The following is a 24698-nucleotide window of genomic DNA, read 5'->3' as shown; positions in this document are numbered from 1 at the left end:
TAGCAGGAGGTAGTCGTGGAGTTCTGATTCGCCGTCGAACCGGTCCACCCGTCTCGGGTGAGGTCCGTCCGTTCCAGCGAGTCAGGAGGACACGTATGTCTACCCAGCTGTCGTTGCAGGAGATCTCCAAGTCGTACGACCATCGCCCGGTGCTCGATCGGGTGAGCTGCGCCTTCCCGCCCGGCGAGGTGAGCGGGCTGATCGGCGAGAACGGCTCGGGCAAGTCGACCCTGCTCCGGATCCTGGCCGGGATCGACCAGCCCGACCTCGACGGCAAGGTGACCATCGCCGGCAGCATCGGCTTCCTGGGCCAGGACAATCCGCTCCCCCTGCATCTCGACGTGGCGGCGGCACTGGACCACGCGCTGGCCGAGTTGCGCGCGATCGAGAAGCGGTTGCTCGAGCTCGAGGAATTGCTTGCTGACGGCAACGTTTCGGTGCTGGACGAGTACGGCGAGTTGCAGACCGCGTTCCAGGTGCGCGAGGGGTACGACGCCGAGGCGCGGTTCCAACGGGCGCTGGCCGGGTTGGGGTTGAGCTCCTTGCCGGGCGATCGGGTGTTGTCGTCGCTGTCGGGTGGGGAGCTGGCGCGGTTGCACTTGGCCGCGGTACTGGTTGCCGGTGCTGAGGTGTTGTTGCTCGACGAGCCGACGAACCATCTCGACCTGGCCGCGACGGTGTGGCTGGAGGATCACCTGCTGTCACGCTCGGGTACGACGGTCGTTGTATCGCATGACCGGGCGTTTCTGGAGCGGGTCGCGTCGACGTTGTTCGAGGTGGACGGCGATACGCATCAGGTCACTCGGTACGGGAACGGGTACGCCGGATATCTCGCGGAGAAGGCGGCCGAGCGGGCTCGGATCGCGCAGGCGCGGCAGGTCTGGGAGGACGAGGTCGCCGTGATGCGGTCGACGGTCGGGACCGCGGCGGATCGGGTCGCCTACGGGCGGCCGATGCAGGACAACAACAAGATGGCGTACGGCATCGCGGGTGATCGGGTGAACCAGGCCGAGCGGAGCAAGATCCGCAATGCCAAGGAACGGTTGCGGCGACTGGAGGAGAATCCGCCGCCGGTGCCGTCGAAGCCGCTGCGGTTCACGGCCGCGTTGCGGACGGCTGGGTCGAGTGGGGTGCTGCTTGATGCGGTGGGGGTGTCGGTGGCCGGGCGGCTGCGGCCTGCGTCGGTTGAGGTTTCGAAGGGTGATCGGTTGCTGATCACCGGACCCAACGGGGTTGGGAAGTCGACGCTGCTCGACGTACTGACCGGTGCGCTGGCGGCCGACTCCGGGTCGGTGGAACGGCGGGGGCGGATCGGGTATCTGGCGCAGGACGTCGTCGAGGCGCGGCCGGATGCGACGTTGCGGGAAGAGTTGATGCGGCATCGCGGGTCCGGGCGGTTGGGGTTGTTCAAGCGGGAGCAGTTGCAGACGCGGGTGCGGGAGCTGTCGACCGGGCAGCGGCGGCGGTTGGCGCTCGCGGAGTTGCTGACCACGCAGTACGACGTACTGGTACTCGATGAGCCGACCAATCATCTGTCGCTGGTGTTGGTGGAGGAGTTGGAGGCAGCGCTGGACGCGTACGACGGGGCGCTGGTCGTGGTGAGTCATGACCGGCGGTTCGTGTCGCGGTGGCGTGGTGAGGTGCTCGAACTGGAGGAGAAGAGTCTTGCGAAGCGCTGAGATCGTTGTTGCTGAGGGCAATGAAGGTCCGTACGGCGTCGCGGTGGGTGGCGACGGTGCGGTGTGGACGACGCTGGTGCACGCGGGGGCGGTGGCGCGGGTCGCGCGGGATGGGGTGGTGTCGCGGTTCTCGGTCGATGCCGACGGGAGCCGGCCGAGTGTGATCGTGGCGGGGCCGGATGGGGCGGTGTGGTTCACCCGGAACGGTGATGAGCGGATCGGGCGGATCGGGGCCGATGGGGTGGTTTCGTCGGTTGAGGTCGGGTCGGGGCCGTACGGGTTGTGCGTGGGGGCGGACGGGGCGTTGTGGTTCACGCTGATGAACGTGGACCGGATCGGGCGGGTGACGGTGGATGGGGAGGTGTCGTTGTTCGAGCTCGGGAGCAGCGGTGGGTTTCCGGCGATGATCACGGCGGATGAGGGCGGGGTGTGGTTCGCGCTCAACCAGGGGAACGCGATCGGGCGGATGGCACCGGATGGCGCGGTGGTCTTGCATCCGTTGCCGACCGAAGGTGCTGGGCCGGTGGGGATCAGCGCGGGGGCGGGTGGGGTCTGGTTCACCGAGTTGCTGGCCGGCCAGGTCGGGCGGATCGACGCTGACGGGAAGATCGTCGAGTATCCGCTGCCGGACCGTTCGTCCAAGCCGCACGCGGTCGTCGCAACCGACGACGGCGGCTGCTGGGTGACGCTGTGGGGCTCGGGTTCCGCGATCCGGCTCGATGCGCAGGGTGCGGTGACCGAGGAGATCCCCCTCGGCGAAAACTCCGAGCCGCACGGCCTGGCAGTCGGCGCCAACGGCGAGGTCTGGATAGCCCTCGAGATCGGTGTCCTTGCGCACATCCACGCCTGAGAGTGAGCCGATTCACCCACCGGAGGGACCCGCTGATCCACCCACAGGAGCAGTGTGGTTTGTGTGACCACACTGGTGGGACCAAGAGTTGTTCGAGTACCGCGGGTGCGGGATGTGCTCGCGGTCGGGCGGCCGGCGTTTTGGGTTGTTTCGGTGGTGCCGTACTACGTGGGGGTTCTGCTCGCCACGCATCGGCTGGTCCCCGCGGTTGAGGTCTGGCCGCGGTTGTTGGTCGGCGCTGTGGTGATGGGACCGTTGCTTTGGCTTTCGGTGTTGGCGATCAACGATGCGTACGACCTGCCTGGGGATCTGATCAACCCGCGGAAGTCGAAGTCGCCTTTGCTTGATGGTCGGGTGACGCTGGCCGAGGCCAAGGTACTGGCGCTTGGTGCTGGGGTTGCTTCGATCGCGGTTGCTTTGGTGGTTGGTCCGCTCTTCGCGGCGGGAGTGGTGCTGGCGGTGGTGTTGGGGTTTGCGTACAGCGTGCCGCCGGTGCGGTTGAAGACTCGGGCCGGGTTTGATGTGGCGGTCAACTCGCTGGCGTTGGGGACGTTCGGGCCGTTGGCGGGGTGGGCGGCGGTTCGGCCTGAGCTGGATGGGTTTCCCTGGGTGATGGCGTTGCAGGGGACGCTGGCGGCGATCGGGTTGTACCTGCCGACGACGCTGGCGGATCTCGAGGCGGATCGGGCGGCCGGGTACCGGACCGTCGCGGTGCGGCTCGGTGCGCGAGCGACGTACCGGCTGGGGTTTGCGTTCTGGATCGCGGCGGCGGGGCTGTCCGTGCTGCTGGCGGCGCTGGACGCGGTGATTCCGCGGAGCATGCTCGCGCTGGAGATCGTGATGGTGCCGGTGCTCGTCGCGGCGTACCGGCGGTTCATCGGGCCGGGGATGACCTTCAAGGGCGTGGTGATCCTTGCGTCGCTGTTCCTGCTGCCGTGCGGGACCTTCGCGCTCACCTACACCGGCGTCCTCTGACTCACACCTCAGCGCCGCCGGCCGTTCCATCGGTATGACCTGGAGAGAAGAGCTCGACGAGCACGGATGCGCGCTGATCGGACAGTTGCTCACGCCGGAGCAGTGCGCGGAGATCGCCGGCCTGTACGACGAGGTGCGGCGGTTCCGCTCGACGATCGACATGGCCCGCTACCGCTTCGGCTCGGGGCAGTACCGGTACTTCGATCACCCACTCCCCGACCTCGTCGCCAAGCTCCGCGAGGAGTTCTATCCGCAACTGCTCCCGGTCGCGCGCGACTGGGCGGCCAAGCTCAACCGCCCCGCGCCCTGGCCGGACACGCTCGAGGAGTGGCTCGACGACTGCCACCGCGCGGGGCAGACGAAGCCGACGCCGATCCTGCTCAAGTACCAGGCCGGCGACTGGAACGCCTTGCATCGGGATCTGTACGGCGATCTCGTGTTCCCGCTGCAGATCGTGATCGGGCTGAACAAGCCGGGCGTCGACCACGAAGGCGGCGAGTTCCTGCTGGTCGAGCAGCGGCCGCGGGCTCAGTCGCGCGGGACCGTCACGATGCTGCCTCAGGGGCAAGGGCTGATCTTCACCACCCGCGATCGCCCGGTGAAGTCGGCTCGCGGCTGGTCGGCCTCGCCGGTCCGGCACGGCGTGAGCACCGTCCGGTCAGGAATCCGGCACACCCTCGGTCTCGTCTTCCACGACGCGGCCTGACGGACCATCGCCCACGACGCCGCTTGAGTTGATCCGCAGGCGGAACGACCGGCGTTCGACGGCGGCGACCACCTCGTCGAGGATCTGGCCGAGCGGCGCCGTGAGCTCTGCATCCAGGTCAGCGAGAGCGGCCGTGGTCGCCTGCCACTCGGCTTCGATGGTCGGCAACAACGAGCGCGTCTTGTCGGTCAGGTGCACGATCCGCTGCCGCGCGTCCTCGCCGGGCTCGAGCGTGACGAAGCCGGACCGGTTGAGCTGGGCAACCGTCTGGCTGGCGGCGGAATGCGTCACCCCGACCGCCTCGGCCAGCGCCCGGATCGACAACGGGCCCTCGGCAACCAGCGTCCGGACGATCGGCGAGAACCGCGGCCGGTACTCCGGCAGGCCCGCGTCCACGTAGACCTTGGCCACGTCACCGTCCAGCAACTCCAGCACATGCCGTAACCGGGTACCGATCGCGCCTTCCATGGAACGTAATCTAACAGCACTGTTATATTCATATCCATGGAGACGCCCGCAACGCAGCCGTATGACCAGGGGATGCTCGACGTGGGCGACGGGCAGCTCGTCTACTGGGAGGTCTGCGGCAACCCCGAGGGCAAGCCGGCTGTGGTGCTGCATGGCGGTCCGGGGTCGGGGGCGGGCGCGTTCTGGCGTCGATTCTTCGACCTGGCGAAGTACCGGGTGGTGTTGTTCGATCAGCGCGGCTGCGGACGCAGTACGCCGGATGCCGCCGAGCCGGACGCTGACCTGAGCACCAACACGACCTGGCATCTGGTCGCCGATATCGAGCGGTTGCGCGTGCACCTCGGCGTCGACAAGTGGCTGGTGCTGGGGGCGTCATGGGGTGCGACGCTGGCCTTCGCGTACGCCGAGCAGCATCCGTCGGCGGTGTCGGAGATCGTGCTGTTCAGCGTCACGAGCACGACTCCGCGCGAGGTCGAGTGGATCACCCGGGACATGGGGCGGATCTTCCCCGAGGAGTGGCGGCGCTTCCGGGACGTCGTACCGGCCGAGGAGCGGGACGGGAATCTCGCGCTCGCCTACAGCCGGCTGCTGCACGATCCCGATCCGGCGGTACGGGACCGGGCAGCGAGGGCATGGTGCGAGTGGGAGGACACGCATGTGTCGACGTACCAGGGCTACAAACCGGATCCCCGCTACGAAGACCCGATCTTCCGGTTGAGGTTTGCGCGGCTGGTGTCGCACTACTGGGGTCACGCGGGCTGGATCGAAGATGGCGCGTTGCTTCGCGACGCTGGCAAGCTGGCCGGGATTCCGGGGGTGCTGGTCACCGGGCGGCTCGACATCAGCAGTCCGCCGGACACTGCATGGGAGCTGGCCCAGGCCTGGCCGGACGCCGAACTGCACATCGTCGGCGACGCCGGCCACGGCGCCGGAAAATCAAGCGTCTCGGAGCTGGTGACGGCCGCAATCGACAGGTTCGCGTCGAGCTGAGCCAGCCACACCTGCAGCTGTACTAGCGCCTGCTGCGCATCTCCGCGTCGAACGAGTCCTGCAGCACCTTCATCGCCGCCAACTCAGCAGGGTCGGCGAACAGCTCGGGCAGCGTCGCCGGGTCCACGTCGTACAGGTGCGTCTGCAACCACCAGATGTTGCCCTGCGGATCCTTGATCCGGCACCCCCGGTCCCCCACGATCCGCGACGTCGTCAGCTCGGTCACCACCGTCGCCCCCGCCTCCAACGCCCGCGCCAGCACCGCGTCCACGTCATCCACGAACACACTCAGCAAGCTCGGCGTATCCGGCCACTCAGGCTTCGAATCGAACGCCATCAACACCGAGTCCCCCACCGTCACCTCCGCATGCCCAACGGTCCCGTCGTCGTTCAGCACCACAAACGACTTCTCCGTCTCGAACGTCCGCTCCACAAACTCCAGCCACTGCACCACTCCCCGCACCGCAACGTAGGGAGTAACGGTTCCTTTGCCACCAGGGTTCTTGGTCATGCCTCAAGTCTCACAGCGGTAGAGGCCAGCTTCTGGCCTCTACTTCAGGCTGTACGGATCGGTGAGAGTGATCGGGGTTCGGGCGATCTCCAGGACCGGCTCGGGAAACCGCGAACCGGCGATGTAATAGCGGGCTCGGGTCCGGCCGACCGGTTCGAGGTACTGAGCGGTGACGAGATCGCGGAGATCGCGCTGAGCCTGTTGGAGGTTGAGCCCCTCGGAGTGTTCGTAGCGAGAGCGCCTGACCCGGCCCTCCATGGCAACGTCATGGAGGGCTGTGACGACCCGCTCGTCGAGACCCGCCTTCTTGGCGAAGTCGTCGAGCGCGCTCCAGGCTCGGCCCGAGCGATCGAGCCGGCTCTGAACGGTCTGCGCCTGCTGGTGATAAGCGATGAGGTTGAAGCGGATCCAGCCGGCGACATCCTGATCGGGAAGATAGACCGCGCCGCGGAGAGTGAGTTCCCGGTAGTACTCCCAGGTGTTGCCGGGGCGTCCGAGCCACGCCTCGATGGAGGAGAACTCTGGAGCCAGCACCCCTTCGCGGGCGATCATCAGCGTCTGTAGCGAGCGAGACATCCGGCCGTTGCCGTCGGCCCAGGGATGGATGGAGACCAGTTGCAGGTGTGCCATCGCCGCCCGGACCAGGAGGTGCGTGGAGTCTTCCGCGTTCAGCCACTCGACCAGCTCTGCCATCAGCGTCGGCACCTCGTCGGCCGGAGGCGCTGTATAGGCGGCGATGCTGGGATCGCGGACGTCAGTGACGTAGACGGCACCCTTGCGCCACTGCCCAGCCGGCTTGCGTGCGGTGTGCCGGTGCCCTTGCAGCATCCAGTGCAGCGCGTTGAGGAATCCCTTGCTGTAGCTGAAGTCCTCGGCATCGTGCAGGGTCTGGAGATAGGTCATCATCCGCTGGTAGGCCAGCGTCTCCTCGCGGTTCTCGTCGGAGACCTCGACGTCACGCTCACCCGCCATCAGATCCTCGACGTCGACCGTCGACACCTTGAAGCCCTCGATCGAGTTGGATCCGGCGACGGCGTCGGCGGTCAGGAACTTCCGCAGGCCGGCGGTCCACTTGGCCGGAGTCGCCAGCACCTGATGTCGCAGCGCCTCCCGCATCCGGTCGATATCCGCGAGCACCCGTTCGTCATCGGCAGCGAGAGCGGGCGTCGGAAAGAGCATACATTCGACGATAGATTGATATAATCATTGCGTCAATGATTGCTCTGGCCCTCTACTCAAGAAGCTGCTGAGGTGTAGCGGGCGGCCAGTTGGTGGGCGGCGTCCTTCAGTTCTTTGGGGCTTTCGAATTCGAGGTCGGATTCGAACATGCCGAAGGTGGCCGCCAGGCCGGTCCAGGACCAGGCGCTGAGAGTCAGGCGGCAGGTGGTGGGGGTCAGTTCTTCGACGAGGGCCTCGTGGCCGGCCCAGCGGGCTATGTCGGAGGCTTTGGCTTGGAGGATGGCGGTGCCTTGGCAGGGCCATTGGTTCTGGGAGCGGAAGCGGTCCGAGATGTAGGTGGAGATGTCGGGGGCGGGGAGTTCGCGCGGGGTGAAGCGCGGACCGGTGGGGGTTTTGGGGAGCATCCGGTCCACCCGGAAGGTGCGCCAGTCGTTGCGGTCGAGGTCCCAGGCGACCAGGTACCAGCGGCCGCCCCAGGTGACGAGGTGATGGGGTTCGACCTTGCGGGGTGGGACGAACTCTTCATCGGTGGCGCCTGGTGAGGCGTAGTCGAAGCGGAGTACTTCGCGAGCGCGCAAGGCCGTGCCGATGGCGATCAGGTGGTCGGAGTCGACCTTGATCCGGCGCGAATCGGCGTACTTGTCGACTGTGGTGACCTGGAGCGCGTCGACGCGTTGACGCAGCCGCGCGGGCATCACCTGGCGGACCGTGGCGAGCGCGCGCAGGGCGCCTTCCTCGATCCCGGTCACCGTGGTCGTCGCGGTCTGCAGGGCGACGGCGACCGCGATCGCCTGGTCGTCGTCGAACAGCAGCGGGGGCAGGTCGGCGCCCGCGTCGAGGCGGTATCCGCCGTCCGGGCCCTTGCTCGCGCGGACCGGATAGCCCAGGTCGCGCAGGCGGTCCACGTCGCGGCGGACCGTGCGCGGGCTCACCTCCAGCCGTTCGGCCAGCAGCGCGCCCGGCCAGTCGCGGCGCGCCTGGAGCAGGGACAGCAGCGAGAGGAGTCGAGCCGAGGTTTCGGACATGAGTTCAGATTGCCACGGTTAACGGCCAGAACCTGTCCTCTACTGCTGGAAATGTCGTCTCCAAGAGGCCCCCGACCAAGGAGACATCGTGATCAGCACCCGAGAACTCACCAAGGACTTCGTGGTGAGCCGTACCGAGACCGTGCACGCGGTCCGCGGCATCAGCCTGGACGTCGAACCGGGCGAGCTCGTCGCCGTGCTCGGCCCGAACGGCGCCGGCAAGACCACCACCCTGCGGATGCTCACCACCCTGATCGCCCCGACCTCCGGTACGGCGAAGGTCGCCGGGTACGACGTGACGACCGACCCGAGCCTGGTCCGCCGGCAGATCGGGTACGTCGGCCAGGGCAACGGCGCGGGCCACTCGCAACGGGTCCGCGACGAGCTCTACGGCCAGGGCATCATCTACGGGCTCGACCAGCGGGCGGCGAAGCGGCGTACCGGCGAACTGCTGGAGTCGCTCGAGCTCGGCGAGCTGGCCAAGCGCAAGGTGTCCGAACTGTCCGGCGGTCAGCGTCGCCGGCTGGATGTCGCGATGGGACTCGTGCATGCGCCCGGACTGCTGTTCCTGGACGAGCCGTCGACCGGGCTGGACCCGCAGAACCGGGCCAACCTGTGGGACCACATCCTGCGGATGCGCGCCGAGCACGCGATGACGATCGTGCTCACCACGCACTACCTCGACGAGGCGGACTCGATGGCCGAACGGGTCGTCGTGGTCGACCACGGCGAGGTGATCGCCGACGACACCGCCGACGCGCTGAAGGCAGACCTGGCGGGCGATCAGCTCGCCCTGACCGTTGCCCCGAGCAACCTCTCCAGGGTCGCCGAGCTGGCGAACAAGCTGCCGGGAGCACGAGAGGTCGTGGCCGAGGCCGATCGGCTGACCGTGCGCGTCCAGGACGGGCCGAGGGCGTTGCCCGAACTCATCGCGGCGGCGCAGCAGTACGGCGTACCGGTCGGCACAGCCCAGGTACATCGGCCGACGCTCGACGACGTCTTCCTCAATCTCACCGGCCGCAGCCTGCGCGAGGCCGACTCCACCGGAAAGGCCGCAGCATGACCACCCTCACCGTTCCCACTCCCACTCAGCAGATCACGCAGCCGGTCAGCCGGAATCTCTTCCGCGACACCTCGTTCGTCATGCGGCGGGAGCTGAAGCCGGTACTGCGTGACCCGTTCTCGCTGATCTTCGGGATGATCCAGCCGCTGGTCTTCCTGGCCCTGTTCGGTCCGCTGCTGGCGGGGTCGCTCGGTGGCTCGCTCGACGGCGGTGTCTGGCAGTGGTTCGTGCCGGCCATCCTGGTGATGACGACCTTGTTCGGTACGTCGGCGACCGGGTCGAACCTGTTGACCGAGTTCGTCACCGGCGCGCACGAGCGGATGCTGGTCACGCCGCTGTCCCGGTCGTCGCTGCTGATCGGTCGGGCGCTGAAGGAGATGGTGCCGCTGTTCGGGCAGGCAGTGATCGTGATCGCGGTGATGACGCCGTTCGGTTTCGACCTGCACCCGGTGGGCGCGCTGGTCGGACTCGCGCTGCTGGCCGTGTTCGGGGTCGGGCTGGGGTCGTTCAGCTACGCGCTGGCGATCGCGGTACGCAAGCAGGAGTGGATGTTCTGGGTGGTGCAGCAGACGTTCCTGTTCCCGCTGATGATCCTGTCCGGGATGCTGCTACCGCTCGAGACCGGGCCGGAGTGGATGCGGGTGGCGTCGAAGTTCAATCCGCTGTCGTACCTCGTCGATGCCGAGCGCACCCTCTTCTCCGGCACCGTCACCTCGACCACGGTCCTGTGGGGCTGGCTGGCCGCCTTCATCACCGTCGCCCTGGGCCTCACCGTCGGCATCCGCTCAATGCTTCGCTCGGCCGACTGAATGCACTGAAGAACCCGAGGCGGCCTCGCCTCGGGTTCTTCTCACGCCTCAGAAGCGGAGATGCGCTGCCGAGACCTGGTTGAGGTGGATGAGCAGGTCGTAGCTCGCGCCGAGCCTGATCGGCAGATCCGGGGTCGGGTAGCCGGTGCCGATGTCGCGCGTCGGACGGCGTACGTCGAGCCAGGCGCGAGTGCCGGCCGGTAGGCGGCGCAGGTCGACCAGGTAGTCGCGGTACGGGACCTTGTCGAGCGTGTACTCGTTGTTGCCCGGCGCCGCCGACGGCAGCGTGAAGGTCTTCAGCTCGCCGGTCGAGATGTCTTGGGAGTTGAAGGATCCGTGATCGAAGGACGTCCCGATGGTGAGGTAGTCGCGCCCGAGCTGCTCTCGCAGGAACGTGCCCTGGGCCTTCGGGTAGTCGGCCGGCGATCCCGTCTCGAGCGCGATGTGCCCGTTGTGCGCCGACAGCATCACCTTCGCGCCCGTGGTGCGTGCCCACCAAGCGGTGTTGGCCGCCATCGACTCGTCACGAAAGTACATCGCCTTCGGCAGTTCCTTCGGGTCCGTGACGTCGAACGAGAAGAACTTCGTCATCTGCCAGATCGCCCGAGCGTGCTGCGCCGCCCAGGTCCGCTCGGGGCTGACTGGCAACGACTCGACCAGTACTACGGCCCGCTGGGCGGCCGCCGCGAGCTTGACGCGCTCGGCGAGCGGCTTGGTGAGGTACGCCGTGCTCCAGGCCTCGTACTCGGCGTCGGAGCGGATACCGGCGTACAGACGCTTGATCTCGTTGAGCCGTGTGGGGCTGGTCTTGCCGACGTAGCCGATGACGTGGTCGAGCAAGGCGGGGCTCGCGTAGCCGAGGTCGTCGCCGACAAAGTGCAGCTTGCGCGCATGGGTGCGGTTGTAGGAGCGCATCCACTCGATCAGGTCGAGGTACTCCTGCGCATTCCAGAACTTGTACGACCCCTGGAAGTCGCGACGCATGATCTCGCGCGGATCGCCGACCCCGCTGACGATGTACCGGTCGAGGTCGAGCCCGGTGCTCCACGACGCCTCGAGGGCGAAAGTGGTGAACCCCTTCCTCTCCACCAGCTCGCGCAAGATCTTGTGCTTGAGCGTGAAGAACTCACTCGAACTGTGCGTCGCCTCGCCGACGCCGACCACGCGAGCGTTGCCGACCATCGCGACCAACGGCCGCAGATCGCGCAGGCCGCTGTCAGCAGCAGTACTACGAATCGGTTGCGCCGCACGGGTGAGCGCAGGCACGGGGTCGGCCGGCGCAGCGGTCGCGGTGATCGTCGATAGAGGCAGCGCCGCCGCAACAAGCAGGGCGGGGAGCGCCAGGAGCCGCTTCATCAGGGTCCTCCGGGGAGTCGGAATCAGGTACTTCCAACCCTGTCCGTCCGAACTCCCCCACCCCATCCAGCAGCCACCCCAACCGGGGTGACCCAGGCTCTACCCTTCGAGCTTCTCCAGCGCGGTACGCATGCCGGCTTCGGCCTCGTCGCCGAGCTTTTTGAACTGGGTCTTGAAGAGCGGCTCGATCAGCCGGGTGACGCCCTTGAACTCGAACTCGGCGCGGTAGGTGACCTCGGTGCCGCCGCTCTCGGTGGCGCGGAACGTCATCGTGTCGAGGGCGGTGACGGTCTTGTTCTCGCCACGGAGCTGGAAGACGTGGCCGGGCTCGAGCTGCCGCACGACGTACTCGAGCTCGGTTTCGCGGCCGGCGAAGGACGACTTGTTCCGGTACTTCGTCCCGGGCCCGCCGTCGCCTTCCAGCTTCACCGTCGACACTGTCCCGGGGTCCCACTCGGTGGTCGTCTCGAAGTCGGACAGGTAGGCGAAAACGCTCTCGACGGACTTCTCCACGGTGACAACGCGCTCGATGGTGATCACCCTCGTCACGCTACCGGTCCGCTCAACCAGAACTTATGCACCGACCCCGCGATCGGCCCGCCGAGCCAACTCGGTGAAGAACTCCCGGTACAGCGGCTCGTCGGCCGTCCGGATCTCGGCCATCGCGAGCAGTTGGCCGGGTGCGCTCGCGTAGAGCGGCTCGTCGAGTTGCTCGACGTTGCCGAAGTACAGGCGGCTCAGCCCTTTCTTGCGGTCCTCGACGCGGACCTTCGCCCACTTCACCGGCGTCCGGTACGAACCGATGATGCGCTTCCGCCGGAACAGCTCGAGGATCCCGCTCTCGACGTGCAGGTAGACGTCGTCGTGCTCGAACACCATCGGTTCCATGGGCGGAATCTAGTTCGTCGAGGTGATGGTGAGGATTTCCGGGATGGCGGTGTCCCAGGTGGGTCTGGGGATTTCGTGGCCGGCGCCCTCGAGGAGGACCACGCGGGCGTTGGGGATCTCTCGGGCCAGGGCTTCGCCGTGAGCTGGGGGGAAGAGGGGGTCTTCGGTGCCGTGGAGGACCAGGGCCGGTACGGCGATTTCGGTGAGGCGGTGGCGGATCGAGCCGCCGGGGGCCACTGACCAGTGGTTCGTGGCCGAGGCGGGGTTGATGCTGCGGGCGAAGGCTTGTGCGTAGAGGGCGCGGCGGGCGGGTTCGTCGTACGGGAGCGAACCGGCGTACAGGCGGTCGTCCGCGATCAGCCGGTCGAGGGCTGCTTCGGTGTCGGACCAGTCGATCGGGGTGTCGTCGGAGAAGCTGGCGCTGAGCTTCTCACTCGGCGGCGGGAGGTCGGGATCCGACGGGCCGCTGGGGCTGGTCGAGGAGACGGTGATGGAGGCGACGCGGTCCGGGTGCTCGACGGCGAGCTGCAGCACGATGGCGCCGCCCATCGACAGGCCGACGAGGTGCGCCTTGTCGATCTTCAGCGCGTCCAGGATGCCGATCGGGTCGGCGACCAGGTCCTCTCCCGTGTACTTCGGGGCGCCCGGCTCGTAGGTGGTCGACCGACCGGTGTCGCGGTGGTCGTACCGGATCACGTAGCGCGGGCCGGCCGCGAGGCGTTCGCAGAACTCGGGCTCCCAGTGGTCCATCGACGCGGATCCCCCGTGGATCAGCAGGATCGCTGGGTCCGCGGGGGATCCGAAGGTGTCGACACACAACTCGACGCCGTTCACAGGAAGGAGGCTCGTCATGCTCCGACGGTAGTAGTGGACGGGGCCGACGGATGCTGGGTTTCAAAGTTCTTCGAAATGCCGGCATGCAGGGCCAGGGCGAACGCGACGACGGCGAGCGTGCTGGTGATGGCCCGGATGTTGTTGCTGGGGTTCCACTTGGACAGGTAGTTCAGCCATTCCGCCGCACCGGCCGCGGAGTGCGGGTCGACGGCGGCGAGCTGGTCGTTCAGCGGGATGTTGACGGCGAAGCTGAGCACGATCACGCCGACCAGGTAGAGGGCGGCGCCGGCCAGCACCCAGGACCTGCCCGGGGTGTTCTTGACGAAGGCGACGATCGTGAGTGCGACGCACACCAGCGCGGTGCCGCAGAAGACCAGCAGGAAGAGCGGGTTCTGGATCCTGACGTTGATCAGGTTCATCGCGGTCGCGCCCTGCCCGGGCGGCATCCGCTCCAGCGAGCTCATCACCGCGGTACCGAAGGCGAAGAACAACCCGGCCATCAACGCACTGCCGACGAGGGCGCTCAGGGTGAGGATCTTGGTGAGGTTCATACCGACCACACCCCGGTCTTCGCGATCTCGCGCGCCCAGTCCGCGAAGTCGCGGGGAGCCCGGCCGAGTACCTGCTGGACGCCGTCCGACACGTACTCCGAACGGTGGTTGCGGATCACCGCGAACAGATCGCGGACGGCCTCCGAGTCCTCGACCGTCTGCCCGTAGCTGACGAGTTCGGCGACGAAATCCTCTGGTTCGAGATCCACGTACTTCACCTGCCGGCCGGTGACCGTCGACAACACCGCGGCGACCTCGGTCAGCGTCAGCGTGCGCGGCCCGGACAGCGAGTACGTCTCGCCGGTGTGCCGCTCGTCGAGCAGCGCGGCCGCCATCACGTCACCGACGTCGTTGGTGTCGATCCACGCCTCGCCGCCGTCACCGGCCGCCACCCGGATCTCGCCGCCGAGCACGTAGTCGAACAGGAAGTCCTCGCTGAAGTTCTGCGCGAACCACGCGGGCCGGACGATGGTCCAGTCGGCGCCGCTCGCCCGGACCGAGTTCTCCAGCTCGACGCCGCTCTGGTAGACCGCGAAGTCACGGCCAGGGCTGCCGACGCCGCGACCGGACAGCAGCACCACCCGGCGCAGCCCTTCGGCCGCCGCCTGCTGGATGAATCGACCGGCCTGGGCCAGCCCGGTCGGGCCGACCGGCGGTGCCAGGTACGCCGTGTCGACGCCGGCCACAGTCGGCGACCAGGTGCTCTCGTCGTACCAGTCGAAGCGCTGCTCGCTCGACCGCGAGGCCAGCCGGTAGGGGACGCCACGGGCGTCCAGTTGCTCTACGACGCGACGGCCGGTCTTGCCTTTGCCGCCGATGATCAGGAACGGGTTCGTTGTTGTCATGGCTCAAGTTCATCGCGGTTGAGTGAGACAAACCATGGTTGTCTGGCGCAATTCGATGTCTGAGAGTCTCAATCCGAGGTACGCTGGCCGACATGGACGTCCTCGATGACCTGCTCACCGGCACCCGGGCCCGCGGTGGCGTGTTCAACCTGACGATCCTGGATCCGCCCTGGGGACTGGACATCGTCGACGAGGCGCCGCTCGCGCTGGCGACCCTGGTCCGTGGTTCGGCCTGGATCCTCCGCGGCGGTCAGCCACCGGTCCGGATGGAGGAAGGCGACGTCGCCGTGCTGTCCGGCACTGAGCCCTATGTCGTCGCCGACCAGCCGGACACCGTGCCGAATCTGCGGATCCACCCGGGCGGCATCTGCGAACCGTTGCCTGGGGCCCCTATCGATTACAGCGCCCGGCTCGGCGTCCGGACCTACGGCGGCCGCCCGGACGGTGAGGCGATGGTGGTCAGCGGCACGTACGAGCTCGAAGGCGATGTCAGTCGACGCCTGCTCTCGGCCCTTCCACCAACTCTTGTGGTACCGGCCGCGAATGTCGCGGGGCACGTGATGGATGTGGTGCTCGGCGAGATCCAGCGCGACGAGCCCGGGCAGCAGTCGGTGCTGGACCGATGGCTCGACCTCGCGTTGATCACCACGTTGCGCGCGTGGTTCGCCCGGCCTGAGTCGCATGCGCCGGGTTGGTACCAGGCGCAGAGCGATCCGGTGGTGGGGCTGGCGTTGCGGTTGCTGCATGAAGATCCGGCGCACCCGTGGAGCGTTGTCGAGCTGGCCGATCGCACAGGGGTGTCTCGGGCCAGCCTGGCCCGGCGGTTCAGTGGTTTGGTCGGTGAAGCGCCGATGGCCTACCTGACCGGGTGGCGGATCACGTTGGCCGCTGACATGTTGCGCGAGACGACCGACACGGTCGAGTCGATCGCGCGGAAGGTCGGGTATGCGAATGCGTTCGCGTTGAGCGTCGCGTTCAAGCGGGTCAGGGGCACGAGCCCAACCGCTCACCGTCGGGCGAGCACCGCGGCCTGACGTTTGCGCTCCGGCCTGGTCGAGACAGTCAGCGATTGAGGATCCAGGCGAGGTCGGTCGACGGGAGATAGGGCTCGAAGACGGGCGGCTCGGCGATGCGGTCCCACAGGTCGCCGGTGGTGCGCGACGGGAGGTAGGCGTTGACGAAGGCGCCGTGGTCGACGCTCACCAGGGTGGCCTCTACGGTCTTCACCCGGTCGGGGAATTCGGCGCGGAGTACGGACTCTGCGGCCGTGAACAGGGCCGGTAGCGTCGGCGGGTTCCCGTATGACGTCCGCAACTGCCGACGGTAGGAGTCGAAGGCCGGCCAGCCGGCTTGGAGGGCTCGGTCGAAGTCGAGTGGGTGGACGGCTTCGGCGTACGGGAGCTTTGCGGTGAGCAGGTGTTTGACCGCCCAGCTCTCGGGGGGCACGGGACCGGCGTCGACGAAGAGCCGGTCGGCCTGGACGAAGGTGGTGGCCAGGACGCGGGGGCTCGGGTCGGTGCGGTCGGCCTTGCGGTGATCCGCGTAGGTCGTCGAGCGGTCGGCGTAGTTGGGGATCAGGTGGATGATTCCGGCGCGCAGCAAGGGCTCCGCGGTGAGGATGCGTTGGCCGAGTGCGGTCAGGTCCGGCGTGTGGATGCCGAGCTGCATCTCGGTGTAGTTGCGCCGGCGTTTGGGTTCGAGCGTCATCGGATCGTCCAGCGGCGCCTGGTTGCTGCTCGCCACCATCAACGGATGGAAGGACCCCGGCCGGTGGTCGGGCAGCACCAGGGTGTCGACGAGCAGCCGGGTGCGTTCGAGCAGCCAGGACTCGTCGGCGGCCGGTACGACGGAGACCGCGAACCGCTCACCTTGTCGCCAGCGGAGTCCGTCCGGGCCGGTGATGAATCGCTTCGCGTACGCCTTGGCGACCAGCTCCGGAGTGGGGGCAGACCGCCGGAAGAAGCGGTTCATCCGGCGGCTCAGCGCGGGATTGCGGCTGTACCCCTGCGCCATCGGCTCAGGCGGTGGTGGCGTCGATGAACGCGAGCGCCTGCGGCCAGGAGAGCCGGTAGGCGTCGGCATTCACCGGATCGCTCTGCCGGGAGCGGTCGGTGTAACCGTGCGCGGCACCGGGGTAGAACTGGGTGATCGTCGCCCCGGTGTCCCGGCTCTGCAACGCCGTCTGCAGCGCTTCGAAATCGGCGACCGGTACGGCGGCGTCGGCGCCCGGGTAGGCGATCAGCACCGGCGCGGTGATGTTGATGGAGTCGGCGATCGCGTCGTACGAGTGGTTCGGCCGGAGCTCGGACGGAACCGTCGGGTGGAAGGCCACCACGTTCGTGAGCCGGTGATCCCTTGCCCCGAGCAACAAAGCGAACCGGCCGCCGAGGCACCAGCCGACCGTGCCGACCTTGGTGCAGCCGAGCTCACCGAGCAGATGGTCGAGGAGCGCGACCTGCTCGGCGAGGGCGGTGTCGTCGTCCAGCCCACCGAGCAAGTCCCCAAGCTCGTCCCGGGTCGAGTTGTCGGTACTCCGGCCCTTGAACGGATCCCAGACCAGCGCGGTGGTCCCCCGCCCCGCCAGCTCGTCCGCCCACACCCGGAGCTGCTCGCCGATCCCGGTGATCATCGGCAGCAACAACATGCCCGGCCCGGCCGTCACTCCGACCGGCCGGGCTAGGTATGCGCTCTGCTCTCCGACCTGTACCTGACTCGCGTCGATGTCCACGCGTCGGAGAGTAGGGCATGGCTGGCGGTTTCGTGCAGTCGCGAGGAGGTACTCGGTGCGGTAGCTCGGCGTGCTGGAGTGAAGGCCTCGATGTTTTTCCATCGTGGCCTTCACTCCAGTGCGCCGAGATGCCGTGCCGAGCACCCCGCAGCACGCACGAAACCGCCAGCCATGCCCGCGTCGACCGTCAGGTTCGGTTGGCCTTCAACATCCGCTGGCCGGCGACGTTGACCAGGACGAAGATGATGGCGGAGAAGAGCAGCAGGGCGAGCTGGTCCGGGAGCAGGGCGACGCCGACGCCGACGGCGAGGACCGGGAGCGCGAGTCCGGCGTACGCGATCAGGAAGAGTGCGGCGAGCACCTCACCGCGCGAGCCGGGGTCGGCCAGCGAGGCCGCGGTCGCGACGGCGCCGCGGAAGACGAGGCCGACGCCGGCGCCGGCGATCACGCCGCCGATGACGAACAGCCAGAGGTTGGGGATCAGGCCACCGACTGCGACTCCGACCAGGCCGACCGACATCAGGACCAGGCCGAGCCGGAGCTGCTGCGGACGGCTGAAGCGTACGAACAGCACCTGGCTGGCCGCTCCCGCGATGAAGACCACAAACGTCACGACCCCGGCGAGCAACCGCGAGGTGTGGTGCAACGTGCCGGCCAGGAACGTCGGCGCGAGCGACGTGAACAGCCCGAAGATCGCGAACGCCGCGAAGGCTCCGACCGCCGTGGCGAAGAACTGCGGCTTGGCGGCACTCGGCAACGCGACCCGCTGCGGCCGGTACGCCGGACGCTCCTCCAGCCGCTCGACCGTCTCGGGCACCAGCGCGATCCCGAGCGCGCTGAGCAGCAACAGGACGAGGAACAACTCGTACGGACGATCCAGCGGCTTCGATCCGTACTCCGCGAGCAGCCCGCCGACGAGCGGACCGAAGGCGAGCCCGCCCAGGTTCACCATCGACGAGATCAGCGCCGAGTGACTCGGGTCCTCGTCCGGCCGGGAGATCCGTCGCAGCTCGGACAGGTGAGCCGTCGCGGTCGCCGTCAGGACGCCGACACCGACACCGCTGATGAAGCGAGCCAGCAGCAGCCCGGGCACGTCCTGCCAGAGCAGGAAGATCACAGCGGCGAGCGCCTCGGTCAGTACTGCGAGCAGCGCGACCCGGCGACGGCCGAGCCAGTCGCTGACGTGGCCGGCCAGGTACAGGCTGACCATCACACCGACCGCGTAGGCGGCGAAGATGACGGTGATCAGGAAGGTCGGGAACCCGTCCCGGCGCTGGTAGATGGCGTAGAGCGGGGTCGGGACCGTCGAGAACGCCATCGTGGTCAGGAACGCGACGGCGATCATCCAGAAGCCGGCGCCGTGCGCGATGTGCACGCGGGTACCGGCCTTGTCGAGCGAGCGAGGGCCGGAGAGAGTTGTCATGCTTCTAGGTTGCGGCGATTGATCTATCGAGTCCAACGAATCTTCTTGCACTGTCTTATCGAGGATAGCGATAATTGGAGCTGTGGACAGCAGACAACTGGAGTACTTCGTCGCCGTCGCGGAGGAGCTGAGCTTCACCCGGGCGGCGCAGCGGCTCTTCACCGTCCAGTCGACCGTGTCGGCGGCGATCCGGGCGCTGGAGACGGACCTGAAGACGACGCTGTTCGATCGGTCGACCCGGCGGGTGACGCTGTCGGATACCGGGGAGGCGCTGCTGCCCGAGGCGAAGGCTGCACTGGAGGCGCTGGACCGGGCCCGCGCTGTGGTCGAGGAGGCGTCGACCGGGCTGCGCGGCAGCGTGCGGATCGGGACGATGACGAGACTCGGGCTGGTCGATCTGGCCTCGCTGCTGGGCGCCTTCTATCAGCGGTATCCGCTGGTCGACGTTCAGGTGACGACCTCGCCGACGGGGTCGAGCGGGTTGGCCGACGATGTGCGGCACGGGCGGCTCGACGTCGCTTTGGTTGGGTTGAGCGCGGCGGAGCTGACGGGGCTGGAGCCGCGGGAGTTGGCGACGGTGCGGTTCGTCGTACTGGTGCCGGCTTCGCATCGGCTGGCCGGGGCGGATGCGGTTCGGCTCGAGGAGCTGGCCGGGGAGCGGTTCGTCGACATGCTGCGCGGGTTCGGGAATCGGACGGCGGTGGATCGGGCTTTCGATCAGGCCGGCATTCCCCGGCGGGTGCAGGTGGAGGTACCGGATCTGACAACCGTGCCGGACTACGTGCGGGCAGGGCTGGGAGTTGCCGTCGTACCGGAGATCGATCTGGAGGACGTGCCCGGCGTGGTCCGGCTGCGACTGGCGGGGACGGAGCTGGCGTGGACGTTGTCGGCGATCACCTTGAGCGGCAAACGGCCGAGCCGAGCCGTGACCGCGCTGCTGGATCTGATGGCGGCGTCGGTCCGGGCGTGACGCATGCCACTTTGTTGATACATCACCAACCCGACGTACGCTCGAAGTAGACACCCACTCCTGGGGGCCTTTGCTACGGATCGTCCGGCACGTTCCTGCCGGCGGAGGAAAGGAAGTCAGCGACATGGCCACTGTGTCGTTCAAGGGAGCAACCCGGGTCTATCCCGGCACCGAGATCGCCGCCGTCGACAAGCTCGACCTGGACATCCAGGACGGCGAGTTCGTGGTCCTGGTCGGACCGTCGGGCTCTGGTAAGTCGACCGCGCTGCGGATGCTCGCCGGGCTCGAAGAGGTCAACGAAGGATCGATCTACATCGGTGACCGCGACGTCACCAACAGCCCGCCGAAAGAGCGGGACATCGCGATGGTGTTCCAGAACTACGCGCTCTACCCGCACATGTCGGTCGCGGACAACATGGGCTTCGCGCTGAAGATGCAGGGCATCCACAAGGAAGAGCGGGCCAAGCGAGTTCTTGAGGCGGCGAAGCTGCTCGGCCTCGAGGAGTACCTGGAGCGCAAGCCGAAGGCCCTGTCCGGTGGGCAGCGTCAACGGGTGGCGATGGGCCGCGCGATCGTGCGTGATCCCCAGGTCTTCCTGATGGACGAGCCGTTGTCGAACCTCGATGCGAAGCTGCGGGTCCAGACCCGCACCCAGATCGCCGAGCTGCAGCACCGGCTGGGCGTCACGACCGTCTACGTCACCCATGACCAGATCGAGGCGATGACGATGGGCGATCGGGTAGCCGTCCTGAAGGACGGTCTGCTCCAGCAGGTCGACACCCCGCTGAACCTGTACGACGCCCCGAAGAACCTGTTCGTCGCGGGCTTCATCGGGTCGCCGGCGATGAACCTGATCGAGGCAGAGATCGTCGACGGTGGCGCGATGATCGGCGACTACAAGGTGCCGATCGCCCGCGACCTGCTGGCCAAGGCCGGCGACGACAAGACGATCGTGCTCGGCATCCGGCCGGAGTCGTTCCATCTGGCCGACGAGGGGCTGGCGGTGAAGGTCTCGGTGATCGAGGATCTCGGCTCCGACGCCTACCTCTACGGCAGCGCCGTCCACACCGACGACCAGCAGATCATCGCCCGCGTCGGCACCCGCCTGCACGACGAGAAGGGCGCCGTCGTCCACCTCGCCCCGCAGCCGGACAAGCTCCACCTCTTCTCGAAGTCCACCGAACTCCGCATCTCCGCCTGACCCCACCACCCACCATCTGAGGGGTTATCCCCTCAGACCCCCACCGCCCACCACCCACCATCTGAGGGGTTAACCCCTGAGATGGTGGGTTGCCTAGCCGGATCCCAAGGGGGCAACCCACCATCTCAGGGGTTAACCCCTCAGATGGTGGGGCGGGGTCAGCGCGGGCGCGGGGTGCGCGGGCGCGGGGGCGCGGGGGGCGGGTGGGGTGGGGTGGGAGGTAGGGGCGGGGGCGTTAGCGTCGGGGGGTGGAGACGTGGGAGTTGGGTGCGGGCGGGGTGTTGAGGTTGCCTTCGGGGCGGTTGGTGCGGGGGCGTGGGGTGCGCGACGGGGTGCCTGGCGGGGTGCTTCCGGCGTACGGGGTGTATTTGCTGGGGAAGGAGCCGCCGGCGGTTCCGTGGGAGTCTCGGTGGGTGGTGTGGCCGGACTTTCGGTTGCCTGCTGATGATCGGGATGCCCGGGACGCGTTGGTGGGGGTGCTTGCGCGGGCGGGTGATGAGCGGGTGGAGGTTGCTTGCGCGGGCGGGCGCGGGCGGACCGGTACTGCGCTGGCCTGCTTGGCGGTGCTCGATGGGGTTCCGCCGGCCGATGCGGTGGCCTACGTGCGGGCGAATTACCACGCCAAGGCGGTGGAGACCTTTTGGCAGAAGCGTTATGTGAGGCGCTTCAGGGCCTCGAGCGATTCCTGAGCGGGGGTGCCGACCAGGAGGGATTGGCCGGGAGCCGATTGAATGTCGAAGGTCTGGTAGGTCAGGGTGAGGCGGCCGGCGACCGGGTGGTTGAAGGTCTTGACCGTGCTGCCGAGGGTGTTGACGCCGTGTTGCTTCCACAGTTCGGCGAATTCGTTGCTGCTGGCAAGTAGTTCGCCGATGAGTTGCTGGACCGACTCGTTGTCCGGGGACGCCAGGCGGAGCGCCTCGACAGACTCGCGGGCGACCGAGGGCCAGTCGTCGAAGAGGTCGCGGGCCGCCGGGTCGTGGAACAGGTTGGTCATCATCGGGCGCAGGTCTTCGAGTGGTGACAGCAGTGCCGCGGCGAGGGCATTGCAGGCCAGGACGTCCAGGCGGCGATTGATGATGTAGGCAACGGCCTCGTCGAAGGCATCCATGAGTTGCCGCAGCGCTGGCGCGACTTCTTCGGAAGGCGTCTCGGGCTTCGGGGCCAGGCCTGCTAGTTGGTACGCGTACCAGCGACCGTTCTGACCGAGGCGAAGGGCGCGAGCGATGGCATCGACAACCTGGCCCGACGGGTTGCGCTCGCGACCTTGCTCCAGACGGGTGTAGTAGTCAGCGCTCACGCCCGCAAGCACAGCGACTTCCTCGCGTCGCAGGCCGGCGACCCGCCGAGCACCTGATGCGGCCAGCCCGACCTCCTCGGGCGTCAGCTGCGCTCGGCGTACGCGGAGGAACTCGCCTAAGTCGTTCATAACGTTGAGATTAGCGTCCCGTGCTCGGCGTGGTTCGAGTGATTGTGGCGCCCAGGTGCGTGCATCGCGGTACTTGAGGAGCGTCCTCGATGCGGAGCATCGTGGATGCTCGTCAAGTGCCGTGAGGTGCGTGCCTGGGCGCCACAAGCGCCGAACCACGCCGAGCACGGGACGCTCAGCTACTGTCACGCAGATGGATGAGGATGCTCCGGAGAAGGTGGGCTATCGGCGGTCTGCGGGGTCGGCGCGTGGTGAGGCGCGGCGGCGCGAACTGCTCGAGCGCGTGACCGATGAGGTCGGGGCCAACGGGTTGGTGGACTTCTCGCTCCGCCGGGCCGCGCGGGCTGCCGGTACGACGCACAAGGTGTTGCTCTACTACTTCGACGGGCCCGAAGACTTGCTCACCCAGGCCGTGCTGCAACTGCGTGAGCGACGGATCGACCGCAGCCTCGCAGCCGCGGATCTGGCGGACTCGACGCTGGCCGGCCGGGTACGGGCGATGTGGCCGGTCCTCGTCGGCGACGAGTCCTGGGTGCTCGACCAGGCGATCGGCCTCGCGATGTACGACTCCGCCCGGTACGCCGAACTCGCCCGCACCGCGTCGGTGCGCTACCTGCCCGCGCTGATCTCGATCTGCCCGCCCGACTGGCCGGACGAGCGCAAGCATCAGGTGTCCGAGTTCATCCTCGCCGTGCTGCGTGGATTCCTGATCGAGTGGCGGACGAGTGGCGACGGACCCGGGATCGAATCCGGCTTCGCCGCGTTGAGCCGGGCGCTCGACCACGAGGAGGCCAGGACCTAGCGCGTCAGCTTACGACTCGACAGTTTGCGAACCACGTGGTTCACTTTTGGCGTCGGAGAGTCTTCGCCAGAGGTGGGGTGCGTCATGGAACGCGAGTCGGTGCGGTTCGTCAGCGGGGATGCGGAGTGCGCGGCCTGGTACTACCCGGGTAGCAACGGTGGGTGCGTGGTGATGGCCGGTGGGTTCGGGGTGACGAAGGAGCCGGGTACGGACCTGTTCGCCCCGCGGTTCCAGCGGGCCGGGTTCGGCGTACTGGCCTTCGACTATCGGCGGTTCGGGGAGAGCGGCGGCTCACCGCGACAGGTGGCGCGGGTCGGTGAGCAGCTGGTCGACTGGCAGGCGGCGATCTCGTACGCCGGGTCGGTGCCTGGGGTCGAGAGGGTCGCGGTCTGGGCGTTCTCGTTGTCGGGTGGCTACATCTTCCCGATCGCCGCGCGGAATCCGCAGTTGGCCGCAGCGATCGCGCAGACGCCCAACGCGGATGGGCCTGCTGCCTCCCGCAATGCGGCGCGGCACCAGAAGCCGCTGGCGATGCTGCGATTCGCTGGACGCGCTTCGGCCGACGCGCTCGGCAGTCTGATCGGGCGGCCGCCGCTGCTAGTTCCGCTGGTCGGGCCGCCTGGCACGGTTGCGCTGTTGACGACGCCGGACTCGCTGCAGACGGACGAAGCTCTTAACCCGGGCAATAAATACAGCGACTGGATCCAGGCAGTCGCCGCCCGCTCAGCCCTGCGAATCACCGCCTACCGGCCCGGTCGCGCTGCCTCGCGAGTGAAGATCCCGCTCCTGGTCGTCGTCGCCGACCAGGACCAGACGGCACTCGCCCAACCTTCCATCGACGCTGCTGCGCAGACCCCTGGCGCAGAACTCCTTCGCGTGCCTGGCGGCCACTACGCACCCTTCCTCGAGCAGCACGACGTCGTGGTCGAGGCCGAAATCGCCTTCCTGACAAAGCATCTGGTCGCGACCGACCGGCAGCCCACCTGAGCGTGGGTGTGGTGCACCTAGGAAGAGCCGATCTGCCGCGGAGGCGGTTGGCGGCGCAGGGTGGCAGGTATGGAGAAGCGAGTGGCGCGGTGGGTCGAGAGCTATGTGAAGGCTTGGCGGAGTGGGGATGCGGCGGAGATCGGGGCGCTGTTCAGTCCGGGGGCGGAGTACCACGAGTGGCCTTATGCGACCGACTGGATCGGGCGGGAGGCGATCGTCGAGGGGTGGCTCAGCCGGCAGGACTGGCAGGCGGGTGGGTGGGAGTTCGAGTGGTCTCTGCTGAAGATCACCGGGGATACGGCTGCGATCGGTGGTACCGGCGTGTATCGCGAGCTCGGGACGTTCTCGAACTTGTGGACGGTGACGCTCGACCGGCGGGGCAAGTGCGTGATGTTCCGGATGTGGAACAACGAGATATCCGTTTGACGGTGG

28 protein-coding genes are annotated in these 24698 nt (G+C 67.7%); 14 read left to right on the top strand and 14 right to left on the bottom strand.

The genetic code is table 11. From position 1 onward, the window contains the following. Positions 1-95: 95 nt before the first annotated feature. The 4 genes from ABD768_RS22380 to ABD768_RS22365 all read left to right on the top strand — a co-directional run bounded on the left by ABD768_RS22380 (position 96) and on the right by ABD768_RS22365 (position 4210). Positions 96-1679, top strand: coding sequence for an ABC-F family ATP-binding cassette domain-containing protein (locus tag ABD768_RS22380; protein WP_344843585.1), 1584 nt, complete (start codon positions 96-98; stop codon positions 1677-1679). Beyond that, the gene (locus tag ABD768_RS22375; RefSeq protein WP_344843583.1) at positions 1666-2529 is read left to right on the top strand and encodes a Vgb family protein; all 864 of its coding nucleotides are present in this window, start codon (positions 1666-1668) and stop codon (positions 2527-2529) included. The genes ABD768_RS22380 and ABD768_RS22375 overlap by 14 nt, the downstream gene beginning before the upstream one ends. A gap of 63 nt (positions 2530-2592) precedes the next feature. Continuing rightward, on the top strand, positions 2593-3504 hold the full coding sequence (locus ABD768_RS22370; RefSeq protein ID WP_344843580.1) for a UbiA prenyltransferase family protein: 912 nt from the start codon (positions 2593-2595) through the stop codon (positions 3502-3504). Positions 3505-3538: 34 nt separating this feature from the next. Continuing rightward, complete coding sequence (locus ABD768_RS22365; protein WP_343982194.1) at positions 3539-4210, top strand: 2OG-Fe(II) oxygenase; 672 nt, start codon at positions 3539-3541, stop codon at positions 4208-4210. On the opposite strand, the gene ABD768_RS22360 is transcribed toward ABD768_RS22365, so the two are convergent. After that, positions 4163-4678 (bottom strand): MarR family winged helix-turn-helix transcriptional regulator, encoded by a 516-nt coding sequence (locus ABD768_RS22360; RefSeq protein ID WP_344843576.1) that lies wholly within the window; start codon positions 4676-4678, stop codon positions 4163-4165. The genes ABD768_RS22365 and ABD768_RS22360 overlap by 48 nt on opposite strands. Positions 4679-4714: 36 nt before the next feature. Between ABD768_RS22360 and pip the strand changes: the two genes are divergently transcribed. Beyond that, complete coding sequence (pip, locus tag ABD768_RS22355; RefSeq protein WP_344843573.1) at positions 4715-5668, top strand: prolyl aminopeptidase; 954 nt, start codon at positions 4715-4717, stop codon at positions 5666-5668. Between the two features lie 22 nt (positions 5669-5690). Here pip and ABD768_RS22350 read toward each other — a convergent pair whose 3' ends face one another. From ABD768_RS22350 to ABD768_RS22340, 3 genes are read right to left on the bottom strand one after another with little or no spacing between them, the layout of a single operon-like run. Beyond that, on the bottom strand, positions 5691-6179 hold the full coding sequence (locus ABD768_RS22350; RefSeq protein ID WP_344843571.1) for a VOC family protein: 489 nt from the start codon (positions 6177-6179) through the stop codon (positions 5691-5693). A 39-nt stretch (positions 6180-6218) separates the two neighbouring features. After that, entirely contained in the window at positions 6219-7358 is a 1140-nt protein-coding gene (locus ABD768_RS22345; RefSeq protein WP_344843568.1) for a Fic family protein, read from the bottom strand. Positions 7359-7414: 56 nt separating this feature from the next. Then, on the bottom strand, positions 7415-8383 hold the full coding sequence (locus ABD768_RS22340) for a helix-turn-helix transcriptional regulator (RefSeq protein ID WP_343982205.1): 969 nt from the start codon (positions 8381-8383) through the stop codon (positions 7415-7417). Positions 8384-8471: 88 nt separating this feature from the next. Between ABD768_RS22340 and ABD768_RS22335 the strand changes: the two genes are divergently transcribed. Both ABD768_RS22335 and ABD768_RS22330 read left to right on the top strand, forming a co-directional pair. Next, complete coding sequence (locus ABD768_RS22335; RefSeq protein ID WP_344843565.1) at positions 8472-9446, top strand: ATP-binding cassette domain-containing protein; 975 nt, start codon at positions 8472-8474, stop codon at positions 9444-9446. After that, a complete protein-coding gene (locus tag ABD768_RS22330) occupies positions 9443-10255 on the top strand; it encodes an ABC transporter permease (RefSeq protein ID WP_344843562.1) in 813 nt (270 codons plus the stop codon). The genes ABD768_RS22335 and ABD768_RS22330 overlap by 4 nt, the downstream gene beginning before the upstream one ends. 48 nt (positions 10256-10303) lie before the next feature. On the opposite strand, the gene ABD768_RS22325 is transcribed toward ABD768_RS22330, so the two are convergent. The 6 genes from ABD768_RS22325 to ABD768_RS22300 form a co-directional block, all read right to left on the bottom strand. Then, positions 10304-11611 (bottom strand): erythromycin esterase family protein, encoded by a 1308-nt coding sequence (locus tag ABD768_RS22325; RefSeq protein ID WP_344843559.1) that lies wholly within the window; start codon positions 11609-11611, stop codon positions 10304-10306. A gap of 99 nt (positions 11612-11710) precedes the next feature. Next, the gene (locus tag ABD768_RS22320; RefSeq protein ID WP_344843557.1) at positions 11711-12151 is read right to left on the bottom strand and encodes an SRPBCC family protein; all 441 of its coding nucleotides are present in this window, start codon (positions 12149-12151) and stop codon (positions 11711-11713) included. 33 nt (positions 12152-12184) lie between these two features. Then, a complete protein-coding gene (locus ABD768_RS22315) occupies positions 12185-12499 on the bottom strand; it encodes a hypothetical protein (protein WP_343982223.1) in 315 nt (104 codons plus the stop codon). 9 nt (positions 12500-12508) lie between these two features. Next, positions 12509-13351 carry an alpha/beta fold hydrolase gene (locus tag ABD768_RS22310; RefSeq protein WP_344843554.1) on the bottom strand — a complete coding sequence of 281 codons (843 nt, stop codon included), beginning with the start codon at positions 13349-13351 and terminating at the stop codon, positions 12509-12511. After that, a complete protein-coding gene (locus ABD768_RS22305; protein WP_344843551.1) occupies positions 13348-13884 on the bottom strand; it encodes an anthrone oxygenase family protein in 537 nt (178 codons plus the stop codon). The genes ABD768_RS22310 and ABD768_RS22305 overlap by 4 nt, the downstream gene beginning before the upstream one ends. Then, positions 13881-14729: an NAD(P)H-binding protein gene (locus ABD768_RS22300; RefSeq protein ID WP_344843548.1), complete on the bottom strand. Its 849-nt coding sequence runs from the start codon at positions 14727-14729 to the stop codon at positions 13881-13883. The genes ABD768_RS22305 and ABD768_RS22300 overlap by 4 nt, the downstream gene beginning before the upstream one ends. Before the next feature lie 92 nt (positions 14730-14821). Between ABD768_RS22300 and ABD768_RS22295 the strand changes: the two genes are divergently transcribed. Then, positions 14822-15763, top strand: a complete 942-nt coding sequence (locus tag ABD768_RS22295; protein WP_344843545.1) for an AraC family transcriptional regulator — start codon at positions 14822-14824, stop codon at positions 15761-15763. A 28-nt stretch (positions 15764-15791) separates the two neighbouring features. On the opposite strand, the gene ABD768_RS22290 is transcribed toward ABD768_RS22295, so the two are convergent. From ABD768_RS22290 to ABD768_RS22280, 3 genes are all read right to left on the bottom strand, one after another. Next, positions 15792-16742: a hypothetical protein gene (locus ABD768_RS22290; protein ID WP_344843542.1), complete on the bottom strand. Its 951-nt coding sequence runs from the start codon at positions 16740-16742 to the stop codon at positions 15792-15794. A 4-nt stretch (positions 16743-16746) separates the two neighbouring features. Continuing rightward, on the bottom strand, positions 16747-17457 hold the full coding sequence (locus ABD768_RS22285) for a dienelactone hydrolase family protein (protein ID WP_344843539.1): 711 nt from the start codon (positions 17455-17457) through the stop codon (positions 16747-16749). Positions 17458-17644: 187 nt separating this feature from the next. Continuing rightward, positions 17645-18880, bottom strand: coding sequence for an MFS transporter (locus ABD768_RS22280; protein WP_344843535.1), 1236 nt, complete (start codon positions 18878-18880; stop codon positions 17645-17647). An 82-nt stretch (positions 18881-18962) separates the two neighbouring features. Here ABD768_RS22280 and ABD768_RS22275 point away from each other — a divergent pair, with 82 nt between their 5' ends. The 3 genes from ABD768_RS22275 (at position 18963) to ABD768_RS22265 (ending at position 21740) form a co-directional block, all read left to right on the top strand. Further along, positions 18963-19850, top strand: a complete 888-nt coding sequence (locus tag ABD768_RS22275; protein WP_343982245.1) for a LysR family transcriptional regulator — start codon at positions 18963-18965, stop codon at positions 19848-19850. A gap of 124 nt (positions 19851-19974) precedes the next feature. Then, on the top strand, positions 19975-21051 hold the full coding sequence (locus ABD768_RS22270) for an ABC transporter ATP-binding protein (RefSeq protein ID WP_344843531.1): 1077 nt from the start codon (positions 19975-19977) through the stop codon (positions 21049-21051). A gap of 248 nt (positions 21052-21299) precedes the next feature. After that, on the top strand, positions 21300-21740 hold the full coding sequence (locus ABD768_RS22265) for a protein-tyrosine phosphatase family protein (RefSeq protein WP_344843529.1): 441 nt from the start codon (positions 21300-21302) through the stop codon (positions 21738-21740). On the opposite strand, the gene ABD768_RS22260 is transcribed toward ABD768_RS22265, so the two are convergent. Next, on the bottom strand, positions 21704-22477 hold the full coding sequence (locus tag ABD768_RS22260) for a helix-turn-helix transcriptional regulator (RefSeq protein ID WP_344843527.1): 774 nt from the start codon (positions 22475-22477) through the stop codon (positions 21704-21706). The genes ABD768_RS22265 and ABD768_RS22260 overlap by 37 nt on opposite strands. 193 nt (positions 22478-22670) lie before the next feature. Here ABD768_RS22260 and ABD768_RS22255 point away from each other — a divergent pair, with 193 nt between their 5' ends. From ABD768_RS22255 to ABD768_RS22245, 3 genes are all read left to right on the top strand, one after another. After that, on the top strand, positions 22671-23279 hold the full coding sequence (locus tag ABD768_RS22255) for a TetR/AcrR family transcriptional regulator (RefSeq protein ID WP_344843524.1): 609 nt from the start codon (positions 22671-22673) through the stop codon (positions 23277-23279). Between the two features lie 84 nt (positions 23280-23363). Continuing rightward, entirely contained in the window at positions 23364-24266 is a 903-nt protein-coding gene (locus tag ABD768_RS22250; RefSeq protein WP_344843522.1) for an alpha/beta hydrolase, read from the top strand. Positions 24267-24335: 69 nt separating this feature from the next. After that, positions 24336-24692, top strand: coding sequence for a nuclear transport factor 2 family protein (locus ABD768_RS22245; RefSeq protein WP_343968199.1), 357 nt, complete (start codon positions 24336-24338; stop codon positions 24690-24692). Positions 24693-24698: the final 6 nt, after the last annotated feature.

The organism is Kribbella ginsengisoli, assembly GCF_039537185.1.
GTDB lineage: Bacteria > Actinomycetota > Actinomycetes > Propionibacteriales > Kribbellaceae > Kribbella > Kribbella koreensis.
This window is presented reverse-complemented; position numbering and strand designations above follow the sequence as displayed.

Coding starts and splice junctions, on each gene's coding strand:
- ABD768_RS22380 (WP_344843585.1), top strand. CDS start 96: ATGTCTACCCAGCTGTCGTTGCAGGAGATCTCCAAGTCGTACGACCAT.
- ABD768_RS22365 (WP_343982194.1), top strand. CDS start 3,539: ATGACCTGGAGAGAAGAGCTCGACGAGCACGGATGCGCGCTGATCGGA.
- ABD768_RS22360 (WP_344843576.1), bottom strand. CDS start 4,678: ATGGAAGGCGCGATCGGTACCCGGTTACGGCATGTGCTGGAGTTGCTG.
- pip (WP_344843573.1), top strand. CDS start 4,715: ATGGAGACGCCCGCAACGCAGCCGTATGACCAGGGGATGCTCGACGTG.
- ABD768_RS22350 (WP_344843571.1), bottom strand. CDS start 6,179: ATGACCAAGAACCCTGGTGGCAAAGGAACCGTTACTCCCTACGTTGCG.
- ABD768_RS22345 (WP_344843568.1), bottom strand. CDS start 7,358: ATGCTCTTTCCGACGCCCGCTCTCGCTGCCGATGACGAACGGGTGCTC.
- ABD768_RS22340 (WP_343982205.1), bottom strand. CDS start 8,383: ATGTCCGAAACCTCGGCTCGACTCCTCTCGCTGCTGTCCCTGCTCCAG.
- ABD768_RS22330 (WP_344843562.1), top strand. CDS start 9,443: ATGACCACCCTCACCGTTCCCACTCCCACTCAGCAGATCACGCAGCCG.
- ABD768_RS22325 (WP_344843559.1), bottom strand. CDS start 11,611: ATGAAGCGGCTCCTGGCGCTCCCCGCCCTGCTTGTTGCGGCGGCGCTG.
- ABD768_RS22315 (WP_343982223.1), bottom strand. CDS start 12,499: ATGGAACCGATGGTGTTCGAGCACGACGACGTCTACCTGCACGTCGAG.
- ABD768_RS22310 (WP_344843554.1), bottom strand. CDS start 13,351: ATGACGAGCCTCCTTCCTGTGAACGGCGTCGAGTTGTGTGTCGACACC.
- ABD768_RS22305 (WP_344843551.1), bottom strand. CDS start 13,884: ATGAACCTCACCAAGATCCTCACCCTGAGCGCCCTCGTCGGCAGTGCG.
- ABD768_RS22300 (WP_344843548.1), bottom strand. CDS start 14,729: ATGACAACAACGAACCCGTTCCTGATCATCGGCGGCAAAGGCAAGACC.
- ABD768_RS22295 (WP_344843545.1), top strand. CDS start 14,822: ATGGACGTCCTCGATGACCTGCTCACCGGCACCCGGGCCCGCGGTGGC.
- ABD768_RS22290 (WP_344843542.1), bottom strand. CDS start 16,742: ATGGCGCAGGGGTACAGCCGCAATCCCGCGCTGAGCCGCCGGATGAAC.
- ABD768_RS22280 (WP_344843535.1), bottom strand. CDS start 18,880: ATGACAACTCTCTCCGGCCCTCGCTCGCTCGACAAGGCCGGTACCCGC.
- ABD768_RS22270 (WP_344843531.1), top strand. CDS start 19,975: ATGGCCACTGTGTCGTTCAAGGGAGCAACCCGGGTCTATCCCGGCACC.
- ABD768_RS22260 (WP_344843527.1), bottom strand. CDS start 22,477: ATGAACGACTTAGGCGAGTTCCTCCGCGTACGCCGAGCGCAGCTGACG.
- ABD768_RS22255 (WP_344843524.1), top strand. CDS start 22,671: ATGGATGAGGATGCTCCGGAGAAGGTGGGCTATCGGCGGTCTGCGGGG.
- ABD768_RS22250 (WP_344843522.1), top strand. CDS start 23,364: ATGGAACGCGAGTCGGTGCGGTTCGTCAGCGGGGATGCGGAGTGCGCG.
- ABD768_RS22245 (WP_343968199.1), top strand. CDS start 24,336: ATGGAGAAGCGAGTGGCGCGGTGGGTCGAGAGCTATGTGAAGGCTTGG.